Origin of the sequence: Alcaligenes sp. YSL9, from assembly GCF_030515105.1 — a bacterium.
Lineage (GTDB): Bacteria > Pseudomonadota > Gammaproteobacteria > Burkholderiales > Burkholderiaceae_B > Alcaligenes > Alcaligenes phenolicus.
Genome location: NZ_JALXJU010000004.1, coordinates 366,859 through 387,087 on the forward strand (window position 1 = coordinate 366,859; position 20,229 = coordinate 387,087).

The 20,229-nt window shown below is 55.7% G+C and carries 24 protein-coding genes and 1 pseudogene; 22 read left to right on the forward strand and 3 right to left on the reverse strand.

What is annotated here, in order from left to right; translation table 11 throughout:
• Positions 1–13 precede the first annotated feature (13 nt).
• Positions 14–1,108, reverse strand: a complete 1,095-nt coding sequence (locus M2Q46_RS18180; protein WP_035269560.1) for a FecR domain-containing protein — start codon at positions 1,106–1,108, stop codon at positions 14–16.
• 5 nt (positions 1,109–1,113) lie between these two features.
• A complete protein-coding gene (locus tag M2Q46_RS18185; RefSeq protein ID WP_009464199.1) occupies positions 1,114–1,818 on the reverse strand; it encodes a response regulator transcription factor in 705 nt (234 codons plus the stop codon).
• 420 nt (positions 1,819–2,238) lie between these two features.
• Here M2Q46_RS18185 and rpsL point away from each other — a divergent pair, with 420 nt between their 5' ends.
• From rpsL to rpsQ, 18 genes and pseudogenes are all read left to right on the forward strand, one after another.
• On the forward strand, positions 2,239–2,610 hold the full coding sequence (gene rpsL / locus M2Q46_RS18190) for a 30S ribosomal protein S12 (protein ID WP_003800872.1): 372 nt from the start codon (positions 2,239–2,241) through the stop codon (positions 2,608–2,610).
• A gap of 139 nt (positions 2,611–2,749) precedes the next feature.
• Positions 2,750–3,220 carry a 30S ribosomal protein S7 gene (rpsG, locus tag M2Q46_RS18195; RefSeq protein WP_003800875.1) on the forward strand — a complete coding sequence of 157 codons (471 nt, stop codon included), beginning with the start codon at positions 2,750–2,752 and terminating at the stop codon, positions 3,218–3,220.
• Between the two features lie 17 nt (positions 3,221–3,237).
• Positions 3,238–5,340: an elongation factor G gene (gene fusA, locus M2Q46_RS18200; protein ID WP_035269563.1), complete on the forward strand. Its 2,103-nt coding sequence runs from the start codon at positions 3,238–3,240 to the stop codon at positions 5,338–5,340.
• A gap of 77 nt (positions 5,341–5,417) precedes the next feature.
• Positions 5,418–6,608, forward strand: coding sequence for an elongation factor Tu (tuf, locus tag M2Q46_RS18205; protein WP_009462422.1), 1,191 nt, complete (start codon positions 5,418–5,420; stop codon positions 6,606–6,608).
• 146 nt (positions 6,609–6,754) lie between these two features.
• Positions 6,755–7,066, forward strand: coding sequence for a 30S ribosomal protein S10 (gene rpsJ, locus M2Q46_RS18210; protein WP_003803053.1), 312 nt, complete (start codon positions 6,755–6,757; stop codon positions 7,064–7,066).
• A gap of 272 nt (positions 7,067–7,338) precedes the next feature.
• Positions 7,339–8,295: pseudogene (locus M2Q46_RS18790) on the forward strand (glycine betaine ABC transporter substrate-binding protein); the annotation flags it as partial.
• Between the two features lie 159 nt (positions 8,296–8,454).
• Positions 8,455–9,273 (forward strand): proline/glycine betaine ABC transporter permease, encoded by an 819-nt coding sequence (locus M2Q46_RS18795; RefSeq protein WP_306459884.1) that lies wholly within the window; start codon positions 8,455–8,457, stop codon positions 9,271–9,273.
• Positions 9,270–10,112 carry a glycine betaine/L-proline ABC transporter ATP-binding protein gene (locus M2Q46_RS18220; RefSeq protein WP_302357829.1) on the forward strand — a complete coding sequence of 281 codons (843 nt, stop codon included), beginning with the start codon at positions 9,270–9,272 and terminating at the stop codon, positions 10,110–10,112. Before M2Q46_RS18795 ends, M2Q46_RS18220 begins: the two co-directional genes overlap by 4 nt.
• A 240-nt stretch (positions 10,113–10,352) precedes the next feature.
• Positions 10,353–11,027 carry a 50S ribosomal protein L3 gene (gene rplC, locus M2Q46_RS18225; protein ID WP_003803046.1) on the forward strand — a complete coding sequence of 225 codons (675 nt, stop codon included), beginning with the start codon at positions 10,353–10,355 and terminating at the stop codon, positions 11,025–11,027.
• Between the two features lie 3 nt (positions 11,028–11,030).
• Positions 11,031–11,651: a 50S ribosomal protein L4 gene (gene rplD, locus M2Q46_RS18230; protein ID WP_009462425.1), complete on the forward strand. Its 621-nt coding sequence runs from the start codon at positions 11,031–11,033 to the stop codon at positions 11,649–11,651.
• Positions 11,648–11,944 (forward strand): 50S ribosomal protein L23, encoded by a 297-nt coding sequence (rplW, locus tag M2Q46_RS18235; RefSeq protein WP_003803043.1) that lies wholly within the window; start codon positions 11,648–11,650, stop codon positions 11,942–11,944. The genes rplD and rplW overlap by 4 nt, the downstream gene beginning before the upstream one ends.
• A gap of 1 nt (position 11,945) precedes the next feature.
• Positions 11,946–12,773, forward strand: coding sequence for a 50S ribosomal protein L2 (gene rplB, locus M2Q46_RS18240; protein WP_003803041.1), 828 nt, complete (start codon positions 11,946–11,948; stop codon positions 12,771–12,773).
• Between the two features lie 12 nt (positions 12,774–12,785).
• A complete protein-coding gene (gene rpsS, locus M2Q46_RS18245) occupies positions 12,786–13,061 on the forward strand; it encodes a 30S ribosomal protein S19 (RefSeq protein WP_003803039.1) in 276 nt (91 codons plus the stop codon).
• Positions 13,062–13,064: 3 nt separating this feature from the next.
• Positions 13,065–13,394: a 50S ribosomal protein L22 gene (rplV, locus tag M2Q46_RS18250; RefSeq protein ID WP_009462426.1), complete on the forward strand. Its 330-nt coding sequence runs from the start codon at positions 13,065–13,067 to the stop codon at positions 13,392–13,394.
• A 9-nt stretch (positions 13,395–13,403) separates the two neighbouring features.
• Complete coding sequence (rpsC, locus tag M2Q46_RS18255) at positions 13,404–14,177, forward strand: 30S ribosomal protein S3 (RefSeq protein ID WP_003803035.1); 774 nt, start codon at positions 13,404–13,406, stop codon at positions 14,175–14,177.
• 3 nt (positions 14,178–14,180) lie between these two features.
• A complete protein-coding gene (gene rplP, locus M2Q46_RS18260) occupies positions 14,181–14,597 on the forward strand; it encodes a 50S ribosomal protein L16 (RefSeq protein ID WP_003803033.1) in 417 nt (138 codons plus the stop codon).
• Between the two features lie 9 nt (positions 14,598–14,606).
• Positions 14,607–14,798 (forward strand): 50S ribosomal protein L29, encoded by a 192-nt coding sequence (rpmC, locus tag M2Q46_RS18265; RefSeq protein WP_003803032.1) that lies wholly within the window; start codon positions 14,607–14,609, stop codon positions 14,796–14,798.
• A 1-nt stretch (position 14,799) separates the two neighbouring features.
• The gene (gene rpsQ, locus M2Q46_RS18270) at positions 14,800–15,075 is read left to right on the forward strand and encodes a 30S ribosomal protein S17 (RefSeq protein WP_009462428.1); all 276 of its coding nucleotides are present in this window, start codon (positions 14,800–14,802) and stop codon (positions 15,073–15,075) included.
• A 369-nt stretch (positions 15,076–15,444) separates the two neighbouring features.
• On the opposite strand, the gene M2Q46_RS18275 is transcribed toward rpsQ, so the two are convergent.
• Positions 15,445–16,413, reverse strand: coding sequence for an AraC family transcriptional regulator (locus M2Q46_RS18275; RefSeq protein ID WP_302357830.1), 969 nt, complete (start codon positions 16,411–16,413; stop codon positions 15,445–15,447).
• A 129-nt stretch (positions 16,414–16,542) separates the two neighbouring features.
• On the opposite strand from M2Q46_RS18275, the gene M2Q46_RS18280 reads away from it, so the two are divergent.
• Genes M2Q46_RS18280 through M2Q46_RS18295 form a run of 4 tightly spaced genes read left to right on the forward strand, consistent with a single transcriptional unit; the run spans position 16,543 to position 20,192 of the window.
• Positions 16,543–17,103 carry a carboxymuconolactone decarboxylase family protein gene (locus M2Q46_RS18280; RefSeq protein WP_009462432.1) on the forward strand — a complete coding sequence of 187 codons (561 nt, stop codon included), beginning with the start codon at positions 16,543–16,545 and terminating at the stop codon, positions 17,101–17,103.
• The gene (locus tag M2Q46_RS18285; RefSeq protein ID WP_302357831.1) at positions 17,088–18,179 is read left to right on the forward strand and encodes an acyl-CoA dehydrogenase family protein; all 1,092 of its coding nucleotides are present in this window, start codon (positions 17,088–17,090) and stop codon (positions 18,177–18,179) included. Before M2Q46_RS18280 ends, M2Q46_RS18285 begins: the two co-directional genes overlap by 16 nt.
• Positions 18,176–18,985, forward strand: coding sequence for an ABC transporter ATP-binding protein (locus M2Q46_RS18290; RefSeq protein WP_302357832.1), 810 nt, complete (start codon positions 18,176–18,178; stop codon positions 18,983–18,985). The genes M2Q46_RS18285 and M2Q46_RS18290 overlap by 4 nt, the downstream gene beginning before the upstream one ends.
• 10 nt (positions 18,986–18,995) lie before the next feature.
• Positions 18,996–20,192 (forward strand): ABC transporter substrate-binding protein, encoded by a 1,197-nt coding sequence (locus M2Q46_RS18295; protein WP_302357834.1) that lies wholly within the window; start codon positions 18,996–18,998, stop codon positions 20,190–20,192.
• Positions 20,193–20,229: the final 37 nt, after the last annotated feature.

The window sequence follows — 20,229 nt, forward strand, 5'->3', positions numbered from 1 at the left end:
GTACGCCGTTTAGCTACTCGAACTGAGAGAGCAGGATTGGATCGCCAAAATTGCTGACCACGGCTTGGCCATCCGAGCTGGTCAGGCTGGCTGCGCCTTCAAAGCTTTCGATTGTGTCCGGGCCCATCAGACCATGGCGGTCAATGGCACGAACGGTAACGTAGTACGTGCCGGGACGCGAGGCACCGAACTGAATATCCGTATCTGTCGTAATGTTACGCGACAGCAGCTTGGCACCTTGCGGGTCGGTAGAGGTCTGGACCAGATAGGCCTGGGCACCGGGCACGGCCTGAATCGTGCTGTTCCATTGGCCACCGCGACGCTCGGGCGTGGAGATCTGCGGAGCGGGCAACAAAGGCTCCAGCGCCATGATATTGCCATCTGTGCCTACAGCGGCCCCTTGATTCTGCTTCAGGGCGGTGGGGGTGCTGCGTTGCTGGGTTCCCAATTCTGCGCGGCCTTCCAGCACTTCGCTGTGAGCCATGCCTTGTTGAGTACGCACACGCAATTCGGTGCCACGTACACCGGTAATGCTGACAGGGGTGCGGACTTCAAAGCGACCTACGCCGGTTTTTTCCGGGGAAACGCGTGATTCCACGTCGCCATCGTCCAGAGCGATGATCGAGTCGGTCAGGCCGGTGCCTTCAAAGGCACGCATGCGAGCCACGCTCAAGGATGCCTGTGCGGGTACGCTCAGTTGGCTGCCGTCTTGCAACTCCAGCGTCAGGTAGCCATTGCTGCCTGTGCGGATCAGGTCGCCTTCTTGCAAATGAGTCGTTCCTGCACCCAGTGCTTGACCGTTCACAAGAATTTGGCCGGTCTGGTGAGTGATACGGGCGGGGGCGGGCACTTCCGGAATCATGCGAAATGGGATGTGCAGTTCTTTGCCAATAGGCAGACGGTAGGGATCGGCCACCGCGTTCAGTCGCTGAATTTCGGACCAGTTGCGGTCCTGGCGGGTGTAGGTCTGGGAGATGCCCAGCAAGGTGTCACCGGCCAGCACTTTATAGACAAAATTTTCGCCGCGGGCGCCAGAAGGTTGGGCTGACACGACGCCACCCCAAATCAGGCCGCAAACGAGAGGCGCGGCGATACGCAAAGTAATCATAGAAATCAGCTAGGGTCGGTCAAAAGTTCAAGGCGATAGCCCAGGGCGTAAGACGCCGTCAGGCGTACCCCGTTTTCGGGTCGCAACTGGAGTTTACGGCGTATGTTGGACAGGTGAGTGTCCAGCGTACGGGAGGTGGCCGGAATTTCCCGGTTCCAGACCGCGGAGCTTAAAACATCACGCGAGAACAGGCGGCCGGGGTTGCGAAACAGCAAAAGGGCCAATTCAAATTCTTTGGGCGCCAGAGTAACGGTTTCACCGTTCAGCACAATATGGCCTTGTTCAGGAAAGATATCGTAGCCTGCAAACGAAAAGCGGCTGTCCTGAGTGGCCGAGGTGCTCAGATCCAGACGGCGCACAGCGGCATTGACGCGCGCAACCAGCTCTCCCTTGCGTACGGGCTTATTAATATAGTCGTCGGCTCCGGCCTGCAAACCCGTGACCAGATCCTCTTCCTGGGTACGGCTGGTCAGGAATATGACGGGCAGGGCATGGCCCAGTGTGGTGCGAACCCAACGCAACACATCCAGGCCGCTGACGTCCGGCAGTTCCCAGTCCAGTAGCAATAAACCGAAATTATGTGGCTTGGCCAGAGCGGCCAGCAGGTCCTTTCCTTGATGAAAGGAGCGACATTCATAGCCAGCCTCGGTCAGGATCCGGGCAATCAGTTCAGCCTGGACGAGGTCGTCTTCCAGGGAAGCGATGATCATGGGTATTGTCCTTGTCGCAGAAGTGCAATAGCCCTGCAGTATAACGATATGTAGATAGCGAGTGACCAAGTGCTTCCATGCGTGTGCCGTGACAACGGGAAACTGCCGGATTGGTGTCCAAATCGTTGACCTATAAGGGTTTACTGTGGTAAATTTTAGAGCTTACTTTAAGGATCCTTTGCCGGTACACCTTGCAGTAATTTGATGGCAGCCCTGAATTTAGGGGCTGCGGGCACTTTTTTAGTGCTTGAAATCAAGCCCAAGCCATGTGCAAGACCGCTCTTTTTCGTGTTTTATGGGGAGTGGTATTGCGCAATGCCGCTTCCGGTCCAGGGTTTCAATACCCGCCAACTGGACGGCGTTTTTCAAAACATATACGTCAACCAGTACGTAAAGTACGTTATAGGATACGTAAAGGTCATGCCAACCATTAGCCAGCTCGTGCGTAAACCGCGCGAAGTCAGCCGCGTTAGCAGCAAGAGCCCTGCGCTCGAGAACTGCCCACAACGCCGCGGTGTTTGCACCCGTGTATACACCACGACCCCCAAGAAGCCTAACTCCGCTCTGCGTAAAGTCGCCAAAGTGCGTCTGACCAACGGCTTCGAAGTCATTTCTTACATCGGTGGTGAAGGCCACAACCTGCAAGAGCACTCGGTCGTTCTCGTCCGTGGTGGTCGTGTTAAAGACTTGCCAGGTGTGCGTTACCACATTGTTCGCGGTGCTCTTGACCTGCAAGGCGTCAAGGATCGTAAACAAGCCCGCTCCAAGTACGGCGCCAAGCGTCCCAAGTAATCCATGTATCCATTGATCAGTTCCCTGGTCTGGATCCGTGCAACCGTGGCCTGAGTGCCATGGTAGGTAAGTGGTCATTTGTCATGAATGACCGAGACCGCGAAAAGCGGTTCAACTGAATAGTCACAAGGAAATAAAAATGCCTCGCCGTCGCGAAGTACCCAAACGTGAAATCCTACCTGACCCGAAATTTGGCAGCGTTGAGCTGGCCAAGTTCATGAACGTGGTCATGCTGTCCGGCAAGAAAGCTGTTGCCGAACGTATTGTTTATGGCGCGCTGGAACAAATTGCGCAGAAAACCGGCAAAGATCCGCTCGAAGTGTTTAATGCTGCCATCAATAATGTAAAACCTGTTGTTGAAGTGAAGAGCCGCCGTGTTGGTGGCGCTAACTACCAGGTACCTGTCGAAGTGCGTCCCGTGCGTCGTTTGGCTCTGGCCATGCGCTGGGTGCGTGAAGCCGCTAAAAAGCGCGGTGAAAAATCGATGGACTTGCGCCTGGCCGGCGAATTGTCCGATGCGGCTGAAGGCCGTGGCGGTGCAATGAAAAAGCGTGAAGACACGCACAAGATGGCCGATGCTAACAAAGCATTCAGCCATTTCCGTTGGTAATCTGAGGACATATAACCATGGCCCGCAAAACCCCTATTCAGCGCTATCGCAACATCGGTATCTCGGCTCACATCGACGCCGGGAAAACGACCACTACCGAGCGCATCCTGTTCTACACCGGTGTGAACCACAAACTGGGCGAAACCCACGAAGGTTCGGCCACCATGGACTGGATGGAGCAAGAGCAAGAGCGCGGGATCACCATTACCTCGGCTGCTACCACTGCTTTCTGGCGTGGTATGGCGGGCAATTACCCAGAACACCGTATCAACATCATTGATACCCCCGGCCACGTTGACTTCACTATTGAAGTTGAGCGTTCCATGCGCGTGCTGGACGGCGCTTGCATGGTTTACTGCGCGGTGGGTGGTGTTCAGCCTCAGTCGGAAACCGTATGGCGTCAAGCCAACAAGTATGGCGTGCCTCGTCTGGCCTTCATCAACAAGATGGACCGTACTGGCGCTAACTTCTTCAAGGTTTACGACCAGCTCAAGCTGCGTCTGAAAGCCCACCCCGTGCCTGTCGTTATCCCGATCGGCGCTGAAGAAGAGTTCCAAGGCGTGGTTGACCTGATCAAGATGAAAGCAATCATCTGGGATCAAGCCAGCAACGGCGTGAAGTTTGAATACACCGACATTCCTGCCGAGCTGCAAGCTTCGGCCGAAGAATGGCGCGAAAAAATGGTCGAGTCGGCTGCTGAAGCCAGCGAAGACCTGATGAACAAGTACCTGGAAAACGGTGATCTCTCCGAAGAGGACATCAACCTGGGTCTGCGTACACGTACCATTGCCTGCGAAATTCAGCCAATGCTGTGCGGTACCGCGTTCAAGAACAAGGGTGTACAGCGCATGCTGGACGCCGTGATCGACTACCTGCCATCGCCTGTGGATATTCCACCTGTCGAAGGTACGGACGATGACGGTGAAGTCATTCATCGTAAAGCCAACGACGAAGAGCCTATGTCCGCTCTGGCGTTCAAGCTGATGACTGACCCCTTTGTTGGTCAATTGACTTTCGTACGCGTTTACTCGGGCGTTCTGCGTTCGGGCGACACGGTCTACAACCCTATCAAGGGCAAGAAAGAGCGTATCGGCCGTATCTTGCAGATGCACGCAAACAACCGTGCCGAGCTGAAAGAACTGGTTGCTGGTGACATCGCTTCCGTGGTGGGTCTGAAAGACGTGACCACAGGTGAAACCCTGTGTGACGCCGGTCAGCACATCATTCTGGAACGCATGGAGTTCCCAGAGCCCGTGATTTCGCAGGCTGTGGAACCAAAAACCAAGTCCGACCAGGAAAAAATGGGCGTGGCCTTGTCCCGTCTGGCTCAGGAAGATCCTTCTTTCCGCGTCAGCAGCGACGAAGAATCCGGCCAGACCATTATTTCCGGTATGGGCGAGCTGCACCTGGAAGTTCTGGTAGACCGCATGCGCCGTGAATTCGGCGTGGAAGCCAACGTGGGTAAACCACAAGTGGCTTACCGCGAAACCATCCGCAAGACTTGCGACGAAATCGAAGGTAAATTCGTCAAACAGTCCGGTGGTCGTGGTCAGTACGGTCACGTTGTCCTCAAGCTGGAGCCCCTGGAAGCAGGCGGTGGCTTTGAGTTCGTTGACGCCATCAAGGGCGGTGTGGTTCCTCGCGAATTCATTCCTGCCGTTGAAAAAGGTATCCGCGAAACCCTGTCCGCAGGTGTGGTCGCTGGCTACCCAGTGGTTGACGTCAAGGCTACGCTGTTCTTCGGTTCGTACCACGATGTGGACTCGAACGAAAACGCCTTCCGTATGGCCGCTTCGATGGCCTTCAAGGATGGTATGCGCAAGGCTGCCCCAGTTCTGCTGGAGCCCACCATGGCTGTAGAAGTTGAAACCCCTGAGGAATACGCCGGTACAGTGATGGGTGACTTGTCCTCCCGTCGCGGTATGGTTCAGGGTATGGACGATATGGTTGGTGGTGGTAAGGTCATCAAGGCCGAGGTTCCTCTGGCCGAGATGTTCGGTTACTCGACCAGCCTGCGTTCGCAAACACAAGGTCGCGCTACGTACACGATGGAATTCAAGCAATATGCTGAAGCTCCAAAGAACGTGGCTGACGAAGTGATCAGCGCTCGCGGTAAGTAATAGCAATATCAGCCCGCCCTATGGCGGGCTGCTCAACAATTTTTTTGTTTTCCTGTAAAACATAATTGGGATAAATCATGGCAAAAGGTAAGTTTGAACGGACTAAACCGCACGTCAACGTCGGTACTATCGGTCACGTTGACCACGGTAAAACCACTCTGACCGCTGCAATCTGCACGGTTCTGTCCAAGGCATACGGCGGCGAAGCACGCGATTACTCGCAGATCGACAACGCCCCTGAAGAAAAAGCACGTGGTATCACCATCAGCACCTCGCACGTTGAGTACGAGACGCCTAACCGTCACTACGCTCACGTTGACTGCCCCGGCCACGCTGACTACGTCAAGAACATGATTACCGGTGCTGCCCAGATGGACGGCGCTATTCTGGTTTGCTCGGCCGCTGACGGCCCAATGCCCCAGACTCGCGAGCACATCCTGCTGAGCCGTCAGGTTGGCGTTCCTTACATCATCGTGTTCCTGAACAAGGCCGACATGGTTGATGACGAAGAGCTGATCGAACTGGTTGAAATGGAAGTTCGCGAACTGTTGTCCAAGTACGACTTCCCTGGCGACGACACCCCGATCATCAAGGGTTCGGCCAAACTGGCTCTGGAAGGCGACGAAGGCCCACTGGGCAGCCAAGCCGTTCTGGCTCTGGCCGAAGCGCTGGACAGCTACATTCCTACGCCTGAGCGTGCCGTTGACGGTACCTTCCTGATGCCTGTTGAAGACGTGTTCTCGATCTCCGGCCGTGGTACGGTTGTGACCGGTCGTATTGAGCGCGGCATCATCAAAGTCGGCGAAGAAATCGAAATCGTGGGTATCAAAGACACGGTCAAGACCATTTGTACCGGCGTTGAAATGTTCCGCAAATTGCTGGACCAGGGCGAAGCTGGCGATAACGTCGGTCTGCTGCTGCGTGGTACCAAGCGTGAAGACGTGGAACGTGGTCAGGTTCTGGCCAAGCCCGGTTCGATCAAGCCACACACGGACTTCGACGCCGAGGTGTACATTCTGTCCAAAGAAGAAGGTGGTCGTCACACTCCTTTCTTCAAGGGCTACCGTCCTCAGTTCTACTTCCGTACAACTGACGTGACCGGCACCATCGAGCTGCCAGAAGACAAGGAAATGGTTCTGCCAGGCGACAACATTTCGATGAAAGTGTCCCTGATCGCTCCTATCGCCATGGAAGAAGGTCTGCGCTTCGCTATTCGCGAAGGCGGCCGTACCGTTGGCGCTGGCGTGGTTGCAAAAATCATCAAGTAATAAGCCTTGATCGCGGTGTGAAGGTGCAGACCTTCCCGCCGCGTCTTTGCTACCCCCAAAAGGGGTGCTTTTTAGTCAGCGTTTCTTCGAGTCATCGATAAACCTGGTCAAAAAGCCCCCACTTATATCGTTCTTTAGGATTACCCATGAAAAACCAGAAAATCCGCATCCGTCTGAAGGCTTACGATTACAAGTTGATCGATCAGTCTGCTGCTGAGATCGTAGAAACCGCCAAGCGCACTGGCGCTGTTGTTCGTGGTCCAGTACCACTGCCAACACGTATCCGTCGCTACGACATTCTGCGTTCGCCGCACGTCAACAAGACATCGCGCGATCAGTTTGAAATGCGTACCCACCAGCGCTTGATGGACATTGTCGATCCTACCGACAAGACCGTCGACGCTCTGATGCGTCTGGATTTGCCAGCCGGTGTTGACGTCGAAATCGCTCTGCAGTAATTCTGCCTAGCTGTTCGAGTTACATCGAAAGAAACGCCATGCAACTGCATGGCGTTTTTTTTCGTCTGCACGTTTCCTTCGGACGCTGCAGGAGCAATGGCGACTGCCCGTTTATCCTGAACAGAACAAGAGCTTTGCTCTCAGGTGCTTCATGGCTAGTTCATCCTGGTGTTGTGATTGGGAAAAAGCGGGTTTTGGTCTATTTTTTACGACCGGACACACTTTGCCAGGGCTACAAATGCGACGATGGGCAGGGTTGAAGGAGGACAAGAATGATAAATCGGAGACGACAGCCGTTCCTGGCCCTGTGGTATTTCCTGGCGCTCTGGCTATGTCTGTGGGGAAGCAGTGCATCAGCGCAAGCGTGCGGGGACGACAAACCCATACGGCTGGCGGACCTGAGCTGGGAGAGCGCAGCATTTAGCACCGAGCTGTATCAGCAGATTCTGGAGAAGGCCTACGGTTGCAAGACCGAACGGGTTCCAGGCTCCTCGGCGGCTTTGGAAAGTGCGCTGGCGCAAAATGATATTCAAGTAATTGGCGAGATCTGGTCGGGACGTACCGAGATCATTGAAAAAGCCATTGAAGCCGGCCAGGTGCAGGTACTTGGTAATACCCTGAAGGGTGGGGCAGAACAGGGCTGGTATGTGCCGGACTATGTCGTCGACGGCGACCCGGACAAGGGAATCAAGCCCACTGCACCCGATCTACAGAAAGTTGAGGATTTAGGGCGCTACGCCACTGTTTTTAGTGACCCGGAACAGCCCAATAAAGGCCGCTTCTATAACTGCCCCTCTGGCTGGGTATGTGAAACCTTCAATAGTCGCCTGTTCGATCTCTATGGTCTGGGCGAACACTATCAAAACTTTCGACCCGGTACGGGTGCGGCTCTGGATGCGGCAATCAGCGCCGCCTATGACAGGCGTGAACCCATCCTGTTCTATTACTGGCAGCCTGCGGGTCTGATGGCCAAGTATTCCTTCAAGAAGTTAGCTAGCGCGCCTTTCAATGAAAGCTGTTGGGAAGCCGCTGTGTCGGGTAAGGGCAAGATCTGTCCAACGGACTTTATCCTGGCGCATATAGGCGTGGCGGCTTCTACTCCTTTCGTAGAGTCCCACCCCGAGCTGGTGACCTTGTTTGAAAAGATCCAGCTAGAGCCCGAACAGATGAACAAGATCATTTTGGGCATGACAGAGGGTGGGCAGAACGCCAGCACGCAGGTACAGAAGTTCCTGAAAGAGAATGCAGAGCAATGGCGTCAGTGGATGCCAATGGCCCAGGCAGATCGCTTGCAGGCAGCTTTGGAACCTCAGGCAATACAGCCGGTCGCCGCAGCGCAGTCCCGCTTCTTCCCGGAGTGGTCAGCTGCAGACTGGGTTAACCGTCAGTTGTTGGTGGCCGTGCAGGATTGGGGCACAGGTTTTCGCCAGATCAGCGCCTGGATTCTGACGCATGCCATTTTGCCGGTGGAGCGTGTCTTGCAGCAGGTGCCTGCCTGGGCGATTCTGGCTTTAACCGGTTTGCTGGCGTGGTGGGGACAACGGCGCTTTTTGCCTGTTCTGCTCTATGTAGCTGGCCTGTACTTGATAGGCGCTATGGGCCTGTGGGACAAGCTGATGCAAACCTTCACCTTGGTACTGGTGGCCACGGTCTTTTCTGTGCTGATCGGCGTCCCGGTTGGCATTCTTAGTGCTCGTAGCCGCCTGCTTAGAAAAGTGCTGACGCCCGTACTGGATGTGATGCAAACCATGCCCAGTTTCGTGTATCTGATCCCGGTACTGATGCTGTTCGGTCTGGGTAAGGTTCCCGCCGTTTTGGCCACTGTTGTCTATGCCGTCCCTCCCTTGATTCGCCTGACCAGCCTGGGCTTGCGACAGGTGGACAAACATGTGATGGAAGCAGCCCAGGCGTACGGGGTTACACGCTGGCAAATGCTGACCAAGGTCACCTTGCCCCTGGCGCGGCCCAGCATCATGGCCGGTATTAATCAAACCACCATGATGGCCTTGTCCATGGTGGTGGTCGCTTCCATGATTGGAGCCCAGGGTTTGGGTGAAGACGTGCTGGCTGGTATTCAGACACTGGATATAGGGCGTGGTTTGCAGGCAGGGGTGGCGATTGTGATCCTGGCCATTGTTATTGACCGAATCTCTCAATCCTTTGGTCGTTCTCAGCGTCACCGTCGCAAGGTCAGGAGGCAAGCATGAATACCATTCCTACCCCCTCGGGTGAGCAGGCCTGCAAGATAGAACTGCGAGACGTTTATAAGGTCTTTGGCAACCGGGCGACCGAAGCCGTAGAGCTGTTAAAGCAGGGGGCCGACAAGCAGGCCGTGCAAAAGCAGACGGATTGCATCGTAGGCCTGGCAGGGGTCGATGCCTGCTTTCCCGCGCAGCAGATATCCTGCGTCATGGGTTTATCCGGTTCGGGCAAATCCACGCTGGTGCGCCACATCAACCGTTTGATCGACCCCAGTGCCGGGCAGGTGTTGGTGGATGGGCAGGACATATTGCAGCTGGACATGGCCAGCTTGCGACAATTTCGTCGCTATGGAATCAGCATGGTCTTTCAGGCCTTTGGCTTGCTGCCCCATTTGACGGTGGTGGAGAACGTCGCCTTCGGTCTGGAGGTCCGAGGAGACAAGCGTTCACAGGCCAGAGAGCAGGCTCGGCAATGGCTGGAGCGCGTGGGTCTGCATGATTATGCCGATAACTATCCGGACGAATTGTCAGGCGGGATGCAGCAACGAGTAGGACTTGCCCGAGCCTTGGCCGTTGATGCAGACATTCTTTTGATGGACGAAGCCTTCTCGGCCCTGGATCCCTTGATTCGCTACGAGATGCAGGATGAGCTTTTACGCCTGCAAAGCAGCCTGAACAAAACCATCATCTTTATTACTCACGATATTGATGAGGCATTACGGTTGGGCCAGCATATTGTGGTGCTACGTGAGGGCAGGGTGGAACAAAGCGGTACTCCGGCTCAAATTCGTGATGAACCGGTTAACGAATACGTGGCTCGTTTTGTCAATAAGGCGCACCAATAGAAAATGCGCGGCAGATCAATTTTTCTGATTCAGACTGTGTAGCCAAGCACCCCGAATTCAAAAAAACTGTTGTCAATCAAGCAGTTTAGAGCGGATTTTTGCAGTAAATCTTGCTTGGCTTTACAGCTGCGTGCTATATTTACTAGCTTAGCCAAAAAGTTTTGGCTATGGTCGTCGCGCAAATTATTGCGTGTACTCTCAGTTAGCCCTGACCAATCGTAGTCAGGAATGGAGAAAACGATGTCGAACTCGACACCTACGCCTGCCGCGTGGCGGCTGGGCCTTGTTGGGCGTAAAGTTGGCATGACCCGTGTGTTTACAGAGGAAGGCGAGTCCATCCCTGTGACCGTGCTGGACGTGTCCAACAACCGCATCACCCAGGTCAAGACGCCCGCAGTTGACGGTTACGCTGCTGTACAGGTTGCCTTTGGCACCCGTCGTGCAACACGCGTTACCAAGCCCCAGGCAGGGCACTATGCAAAAGCTGGCGTTGAAGCTGGCAGCATCCTGAAAGAATTCCGCCTCGACCCCGCTGCTATCGCCGAGCTTTCCGCCGGTTCCGTAGTTGCTGTGGAAAGCATTTTCGAAGCGGGTCAGAAGGTTGACGTTACGGGCACCACGATTGGTAAAGGCTTTGCCGGTACCATCAAACGCCACAATTTTGGCGGCCAGCGTAACAGCCACGGTAACTCGCGCTCGCACCGCGTACCCGGTTCCATTGGTCAAGCCCAGGATCCAGGCCGTGTGTTCAAAGGTAAAAAAATGTCGGGCCATATGGGTGACGTTACCCGTACGGTTCAGAATCTTGACGTGATCCGCGTCGACGCCGAGCGTGGCTTGTTGCTGGTCCGGGGCGCTGTCCCAGGTCACAAGAATGCCAATATCGTTGTGCGCCCTGCTGTGAAAGGAGCCTAATCCATGGAACTGAAGCTCCTGAACGAACAAGGCCAAGCTGCATCCACATTGCAGGCCAACGAAACCGTTTTCGGTCGTGAATTCAACGAAGCACTGGTTCACCAGATCGTTGTTGCATACCAAGCCAATGCTCGCAGCGGTAACAGCAAGCAATTGACTCGTGCCGAAGTCAACCACAGCACCAAGAAGCCATGGCGCCAGAAAGGCACCGGCCGCGCTCGTGCTGGTATGACATCCTCGCCCGTGTGGCGTGGAGGCGGTCGTGCATTCCCCAACACCGGTGAAGAAAACTACGCACACAAGGTCAACAAGAAGATGTACCGCGCCGGTATCAGCGCGATTCTGTCTCAGTTGGTCCGTGACGAGCGTCTGTTGGTTGTTGATTCCTTCACTCTGGAAGCACCCAAGACCCGTCTGGCAGCCAACAAGCTGAAAGACCTGGGCCTGGAATCCGTGCTGATCATCACCGACGCGCTGGACGAGAACGTGTACCTGGCTACGCGTAACCTGCCTCACGTTGCTGTGGTTGAACCACGCTACGCCGACCCGCTGTCCCTGATCCACTACAAAAAAGTGTTGGTCACCAAAGCGGCTGTCGCTCAGTTTGAGGAGATGTTGGGATGAACGCCGAACGTCTATTGCAAGTAATTCTGGCTCCTGTCGTGACTGAAAAAGCCACGTACGTTGCCGAAAAAAATCAGCAAATCGCTTTCCGCGTCGCTCCTGATGCTACCAAGCCTGAAATCAAAGCTGCTATTGAACTGCTGTTCAAAGTAGAAGTTGAGTCGGTGCAGGTGCTCAATCAGAAGGGCAAGGAAAAGCGCTTTGGCCGTTTCATGGGTCGCCGCCGCAGTGTGCGCAAGGCATATGTCTCGCTCAAGCCCGGTCAGGAACTCGACTTTTCTGAGGTGAACTAATATGGCATTGGTAAAAGTAAAACCAACGTCGCCAGGTCGCCGTGGCATGATCAAAGTGGTTCACCCTGAACTGCACAAAGGCGCTCCTTACGCGGCTTTGCTGGAAAAGAAATCCAGCAGTGCTGGCCGTAACAACAACGGCCATATCACGGTTCGTCACCGTGGCGGCGGTCACAAGCAGCATTACCGTATTGTCGACTTCCGTCGCAACAAGGACGGTATTCCTGCGAAAGTAGAACGTCTGGAATACGACCCTAACCGCAGCGCTCACATCGCATTGGTGTGCTACGCAGACGGCGAGCGTCGTTACATCATCGCCCCTCGTGGTCTGGAAGTGGGTGCAACGGTTGTGTCTGGCGCGGAAGCTCCTATCCGTTCCGGCAACACTTTGCCTATCCGCAACATTCCTGTGGGTCAAACCATTCACTGCATCGAGATGCTGCCTGGTAAGGGTGCTCAAATCGCTCGTTCCGCTGGTGGTTCCGCTGTGTTGCTGGCTCGTGAAGGCACGTACGCTCAAGTGCGTCTGCGTTCCGGTGAAGTTCGCCGCATTCACATCGACTGCCGCGCCACGATTGGCGAAGTCAGCAACCACGATCACAGCCTGCGTCAAATCGGTAAAGCCGGTGCTGTTCGCTGGCGTGGTATTCGTCCTACCGTTCGCGGTGTGGCGATGAACCCAGTCGATCACCCGCACGGTGGTGGTGAAGGTCGTACGGGTGAAGGCCGTGAGCCAGTCAGCCCATGGGGTACTCCTGCCAAGGGCTACCGCACCCGTCGTAACAAGCGCACAGACAACATGATTGTTTCGCGCCGTAAGCGCAAGTAAGGGGCGAACACTATGTCACGTTCGATCAAAAAAGGCCCATTCGTTGATGCTCACCTGATCAAAAAGGTTGACGCAGCCGTTGTGGGTAACGACAAGCGACCAATCAAAACCTGGTCGCGCCGCTCTACCATCCTGCCCGAGTTCATTGGGCTGACGATTGCCGTTCACAATGGCCGTCAACACATTCCCGTTTACATCAACGAGAACATGGTTGGCCACAAGCTCGGCGAGTTCGCTTTGACCCGTACTTTCAAGGGTCACGCTGCGGACAAAAAGGCCCGGAGATAAGTGATGGAAACTACAGCAATTATTCGTGGAGTCCATATTTCGGCGCAAAAAGCACGTCTGGTTGCGGACATGGTCCGCGGCAAGTCCGTCGCTCACGCTCTGAATACGCTGACTTTCACTCCCAAGAAAGCCGCTGGCATCATCAAGAAAGCTCTGGAATCGGCTATTGCCAACGCTGAGCACAATGACGGCGCCGACATCGACGAACTGAAAGTCACCTCCATTTACGTGGACAAGGCTCAGTCGTTGAAGCGTTTTTCTGCACGAGCCAAAGGCCGCGGTAACCGTATTGAGAAGCAGACTTGCCACATTGTGGTCAAAGTCGGCGCTTAAGGAGTCACAATGGGACAGAAAATCCACCCAATTGGGTTCCGCCTGGCTGTTAACCGTAACTGGAGCTCGCGTTGGTACGCTGACGGTGCTGAGTTCGGTACGATGTTGGCTGACGACATCCGTGTGCGCGAATACCTGAAACGCAAGCTGAAAAGTGCGTCCGTTGGCCGTGTGGTCATCGAGCGTCCTGCCAAGAATGCTCGCATCACTATTTACTCGGCTCGTCCTGGTGTAGTGATCGGCAAGCGCGGCGAGGATATCGAAAGCCTGAAGGCTGACCTGCAGCGCCTGTTGGGCGTGCCAGTGCACGTTAACATCGAAGAAATTCGCAAACCTGAAACCGACGCTCAACTGATCGCCGACTCCATTGCTCAGCAATTGGAAAAGCGCATCATGTTCCGTCGTGCGATGAAGCGTTCCATGCAAAACGCCATGCGTCTGGGTGCCCAAGGCATCAAGATCATGAGCTCGGGTCGCTTGAACGGCATCGAAATCGCTCGTACCGAATGGTACCGCGAAGGCCGTGTGCCTCTGCACACCCTGCGCGCTAACATCGATTACGGTACTTCCGAAGCGCACACGACGTACGGGATCATCGGTATCAAGGTCTGGGTCTACAAGGGCGACATGCTGCCTAACGGCGAAATGCCTGTTGACACCGTAGCCCCTGAAGAGCGCCGCCCACGTCGTCCACGTGGTGACCGCCCTGAAAACCGCCGTCCAGGTGGTCGTGGCCGCGGTCCTCGTAAAGACGCTGCTCCTGCTGCGTCCGAAGGAGAATAAAACATGCTGCAACCTTCTCGCAGAAAGTATCGCAAAGAGCACAAAGGCCGTAACACCGGTCTGGCTACTCGCGGTGCGCAAGTTTCGTTTGGCGAATTTGGTCTGAAAGCCACTGACCGTGGCCGTCTGACTGCTCGCCAGATCGAAGCAGCACGTCGTGCAATTAACCGTCACATCAAACGTGGTGGCCGCATCTGGATCCGCATCTTCCCCGATAAGCCAATTTCGCAGAAACCTGCCGAAGTTCGTATGGGTAACGGTAAGGGTAATCCAGAGTTCTGGGTCGCTGAGATTCAACCAGGCAAGGTCCTGTACGAAATGGAAGGTGTTAGCGAAGAGCTGGCACGCGAAGCATTCCGTCTGGCCGCTGCCAAGCTGCCTATCTCGACGACGTTCGTAACGCGTCAGATCGGTGCTTAAGGAGACGTCATGAAAGCCAGCGAACTCCGTACTAAAGATGCCGCCGAGCTCCAAAAAGAGCTCGAGAGCCTGTTGAAAGCACAATTTAACCTGCGCATGCAGCGTGCTACTCAACAGCTTTCCAACACCAGCCAATTGGGCAAAGTACGTCGCGACATCGCTCGCGTCCGTACCGTCATGGCTGAGACCGCAGGAAAGTAAGATGAGCGAAACTCAAACTACCGCAAAACGTCAACGTACCCTGATCGGTCAAGTTGTCAGCAACAAGATGGACAAAACTGTCGTCGTTCTGGTTGAACGCCGCGTTAAACATCCCTTGTATGGCAAGATCATCGTCCGCTCCAATAAATACAAAGCGCACGACGAGACCAACCAGTACAACGAAGGCGATACCGTTGAGATTACCGAAGGCCGTCCTATCAGCCGCAGCAAGTCCTGGACTGTTGTGCGTCTGATCGAAGCAGCCCGCGTGATCTAAACGCTTGCTCAGATGTCCAGGCTTCGGCCTGGCTCTGGTAGGTCAAGAACCCCGATCTGTTTACAGATTGGGGTTTTTTTTATGCTTGTCCACTTTGCTGTTGCTCATAGCTCATAGACAGGAGCAATGTTCGTATTTCGTCTTGTTGCCCGTCATGGCGCTTAAACCCGCAGCTGAACTGAATGATCAAGCTTGGGGCTTAGCGGCTTGTATGCGTAAGCCGGAAGCCTTCACAAAAAGGCGGGAACAGCTTGTTCTATTCTGTGCGGTGGCAACTATGGGGCGAGGGCTATATCGTGCCAGCTACCCTGCATACGTACTCGGGGTAGGACGACAATCTGGGGGTCAGAGTTGTAGCAGCTTGCTGACTTATGGACGCGCGTCTTGCTTGCGCCATTGTGCCGGGCTGACACCCACACTACGCCTGAACGCGGCGCTGAATGCGGCCGCAGAGCTATAACCGATACGCTCGGCAATCTGCTCCATGGTCAAACCTTGTTCCAGCTGACGCTTGGCCAGTTGCATGCGTAGCTGCAACAGCACCTGGGCCGGTGCCATGCCGCATAGCAAGGTAAAGCGGCGGTGAAAGGCAGCGCGTGACATGTTCAAGTAGGCGGCCATATCGTCCACCGACCAGGCTTTGGCGGGTTCACGCAGCAGCTGCTCGATCAGGCCACCAAAGGCAGGGTCACTTGCCAGATGAATCAAGCCGGCGGGCAGGGCACCTTCGGCGGGTGTCTGTCCTATTTGCTGGCGCAAGGTATAGAACAACAACAGCTCCACCAGCTTTTCCAGCAGGCTGGAGTTGGCTTGCGGCTGGCGTCGCATTTCGGCCTGGATCAAGTCCAGCAAAGGGCGTCCTGAATCTGCATCTGTCTGAGAACCATCAATCAACAAAACATCAGGCACGGTCGCCAGCAGCAATTCGCTCAAACCACGGCCCAGATCCAGAAAACCACAGAGCAAGCCCGTACTGTGTGGCACTTGTGGCTCCAGGCTCTGCATGGTTTGTCGCCGCATGGCCGCATTCCAGTCTGGCGGCGTGGGCGAGGAGCTTAAGCGATGGGGCACATCCCGCAAGAAGAACACTGCGTCACCCGCCTGCAAGGCCAAGGCTTCCTGATGCTGAATATGCAGCCAGCACGGCCCATGCAAGACCACATGAAAGCCTGCGCGTTGGTGCCCGTGCAGGCTGCTTTCCCATTGATTGCAGTATTGCCCCAAGTGAAACAGGCTGGCAGAGATCTCCAGCCCGGACAAGAGCAGTTCCTCCACAGGGTGTCCTGTGTCTTTGGAGTCGACAGCGCAATGGCTGTCAGGAAAGGCAGAGTCGCTCATGCAGAAAATATGCTTATTTCTTTTCGTGGATATTTTTAATATGAATACCGCTATGTTCGCACATGGAGATAAGGCGCCAGTCAATCGACAATGAAACCTTCTCGGATTAACTAAGGAATTGTCGCCATCATGACTCGCTTAACTTTGCATACTGTGGACTCCGCACCAGAGGCGGTCAAACCAGCCCTTGAGAAAGCTGTGCGTGGTAGCGGCTTTTTGTCCAATTTGCTGGCTATTTTGGCTAATGCTCCCGTTGCCCTGCAAGCCTATCAGGATATGTCTGCCTTGAACGCCACCGCCAGCCTGTCGCTGGTCGAGCGTGAAGTCGTGCAACTGGTTGCCGGTACCACTCACGGTTGCCGCTTCTGCGTGGCCGGTCACACCGCCATTGCGACCAATAAAGCCAAGCTGGACCCGGAAATTCTGGCCGCTTTGCGTGCGCGTGGCTTTGATCAGATCAACGACGAGCGCCTGCAGGCTCTGGCTCTGTTCAGTCGCGCCGTGATTGATACCCGTGGTCAGGTGTCGGATCAGGCTCTGGCCGATTTCCGTGCTGCCGGTTACGGCGACCAGCAGGCTCTGGAAGTGATTACCGGTATTGGCTTGGCGACGATCTGCAACTTTGCCAATAATCTGGCTCGTACGCCGCTCAATAGCCAGCTGGAGGCCTACGCATGGGAAACGCCTTAAAGCGCGCTGAGCAGCCTGTGCTGGCCTCAGAGCGCCCTGTTTTGTCACCTGGCTTGGCCCAGTGGCTGGAAGAGCATGCTTTGTCGCTGGATAGCGATGCATCTCAGGCGCAGGCCTTGTTGCCTCGCCTGGCGCAAGACGGTTTGTTAAGCCTGGGCCTGAAAGCGGATTTTTCCGACTTCGGTGATGCTGTTCAATCCATCGTGGAAGTGGCCGAGCATTCGCTGACGGCAGGTTTTGTCCTGTGGAGCCAGCGTACCTTTATTGAATACCTGCGTGATGTTCAGGACCCCGCCATGCGTGAGCGCTATCTACCCGGTTTGCTGGATGGCAGTGTTGCGGGTGCGACGGGTCTGTCCAATGCCATCAAGTTTCTGGGTGGCATTGAAGAGCTGCAAGTGCGTGCCCGGCCTGAACAAGGGCAATGGCAGTTTGAGGGCCGCTTGCCCTGGATTACCAATCTGCGTCCCGGCAACTGCCTGGTTGCCGTTGTGGCCGCCATGCCTGAAGAGCAAGCCGGTATTTGGGTGGCAGAACTGGGCGACCAAGGGCTGGAGCGTTCGGCAGATCTGGATCTGGTCGGACTGCGCGGCAGCAATACCGCCGCCTTGAAGTTCAATGCCGTGCGTCTGGGACAAGAGCGTTTGCTGCATCCCGATGCCGGTCACTTTGTGCGCTCGGTACGCCCCCGGTTCATGGCGCTGCAATGCGGCATGACCATGGGCTTGGCACGTCGCTCCTTGAAGCAAGTGCTGGATGCGCCACGTTGCCAATGGGTACAGGAGCAGCCCGCCCGCCGCTTGCTGGATCGTGTGCAGGAATTGTCGGATGTGCTGGTTGATGCCGTACGTAAACCCGGCTCGGCCACGCCGCCTGACCTGTTCAAAGTCCGTATCGAGCTAAGTGGTCTGGCGTCGCAAGCCGTGGCCTTGGAAAGCTCTGCGATTGGTGGGGCTACCTATATGCAGGGCAAGCATCCGCAACTGCTGCGCCGTTATCGCGAAGCTATGTTGGTGCCTCTGATTTCACCCACGGTGGCGCAACTGAAAGCCGAACTTGGGCAGGATGCAGTATGAGTTCCGGCGCCCCCTCGCATACCGATTCTGAAGGGGCCGGGCTCTTGTCCGCTCGGGGTATCAGTCTGGCCTACGGTGGCCAGACTATCTTGCAGAACCTGGACTTGAACGTGCACGCGGGCGAGATCGTGGCGCTGCTGGGCCCCAGCGGAGTGGGTAAATCCTCTTTATTGCGGGTACTGGCCGGTTTGCAAACGCCCACTCAAGGCGAGGTGTCCTTTCTGGGGCAGCCCATACGTGGGGTTCATCCCGCTTTGGCCATGGCGTTTCAAGAAGCCATTCTCTTGCCGTGGCTGAATGTGCAGGCCAATACCGGTTTTGGTCTGGGCTTTGCACGCCAACCTTCCGTATCCGCTGCAGAGCGTCGCCTGCGAGTTGAACAGGCGCTGCGTCAGGTTGGCTTATATGAAAGCCGTCATCAACGTCCTAGTGCCTTGTCGGGGGGGATGGCACAGCGTGTTGCCATTGCGCGATGCCTGGCTCGACGTCCACAAGTCTTGTTGATGGACGAACCTTTTGGCGCGCTGGACGAAGTAACCCGTCGCCAGATGCAGGAGCTGATTCTGTCGATACGCGATCAGACCGGCTGCGCCATTGTGCTGGTCACTCACGATATTGATGAGGCCCTCTTGCTGGCGGACCGAGTTCTGCTGTTAGGTGGCCGTCCTGCCGGTTTGCAGCGTGAATGGAGCTGCCCGGCACACCCCCGATCTCATCTGGATAACTGGCTTCAGGCCATACGCCTGGAAATTGTGGCCAGCCTGGAGCAAAGCCTCTCCCAGGCGGTTCACGCTTCTGTTTTGTAAGGTGCACGTCATGATTGAATCTCCTACGTCTCGTACCCGTCGCGACTTGCTGAAACTGGCGTCTTTGCTGACCGTTGCTGGTGCTGCGCCCTTGCTGGCCCAAGGGGCTGCCCGTGCACAAAGTGAGTCAAATGCGCCTTTGCGTATCGGCTATTTGCCGATTACCGATGCCACCGCCATGTTGGTGGCGCATCACAATGGATATTTTGAAGAAGCGGGTATTGCGGTTGAAAAGCCCGTGATGGTGCGCAGTTGGGCTCAGTTGATCGAGGCTTTCATCTCCGGTCAGGTCAATCTGGTGCACTTGCTCTCTCCCATGACGGTGTGGGCGCGCTACGGCAGCAAAGTCCCTGCAAAAGTGGTGGCATGGAATCACATGAGTGGCTCTGCTATCACGGTGGCGCAGAACATCAGCTCGGCCGAGCAATTGGGCGGGCAGACGGTGGCGATTCCTTTCTGGTATTCGATTCACAACGTGGTGCTGCAGCATGTGCTCAAAGCTCATGGCCTGACGCCTGTCGTGAAAAACGCCGGTGCGCTGGCACCCAATGAGGTCAATCTGGTGGTGATGGCGCCGGCTGATATGCCGCCGGCCTTGGCTTCTGGGCGGATTGCCGGTTTTACGGTGGCCGAACCTTTCAATGCCTTGGCCGAAACTCAGGGCATGGGCCGCATCTTGCGCTTTACTGGCGACGTCTGGCGCGATCACGCCTGTTGCGTGGCCTTTATGCACGAGCAGGATTTGCAGACTCGACCCCAATGGTCGCAAGGCGTGGTGGATGGCCTGGTCAAGGCACAGATCTGGATACGTAGTCACCGTGCCGAGGCGGCCCAGATGCTGTCGCGTGAAGGCGGGAACCGCTATACCCCGCACACTCAGGAAAACCTGTTGAAAGTGCTGTCCCCGGACCCGGCGGATCGCGCGCAATACGTGAAGTCTGGCGTAATTCGTCATCCGGACTGGGACGACCAGCGTATCGATTTTCAACCTTATCCTTTCCCCAGCTACACCGAGTCCTTGGTGCAAATGCTGCAAGGGACCTTGATTCAGGGCGAGCGTGGTTTCCTGGAAGGGCTGTCTCCTGAACACGTAGCCAGCGATCTGGTGGATGACCGCTTTGTCCGTGCCGCGTTGGAAAAGCAGGGGGGCCTGGCGCAGTTTGGCTTGTCCGAGCAATACACCCGCAACGAGAGCATTGTTGTATGAGTTTGAGTGCGTCTGCTTCTTCTCCGTCATTGGCGCA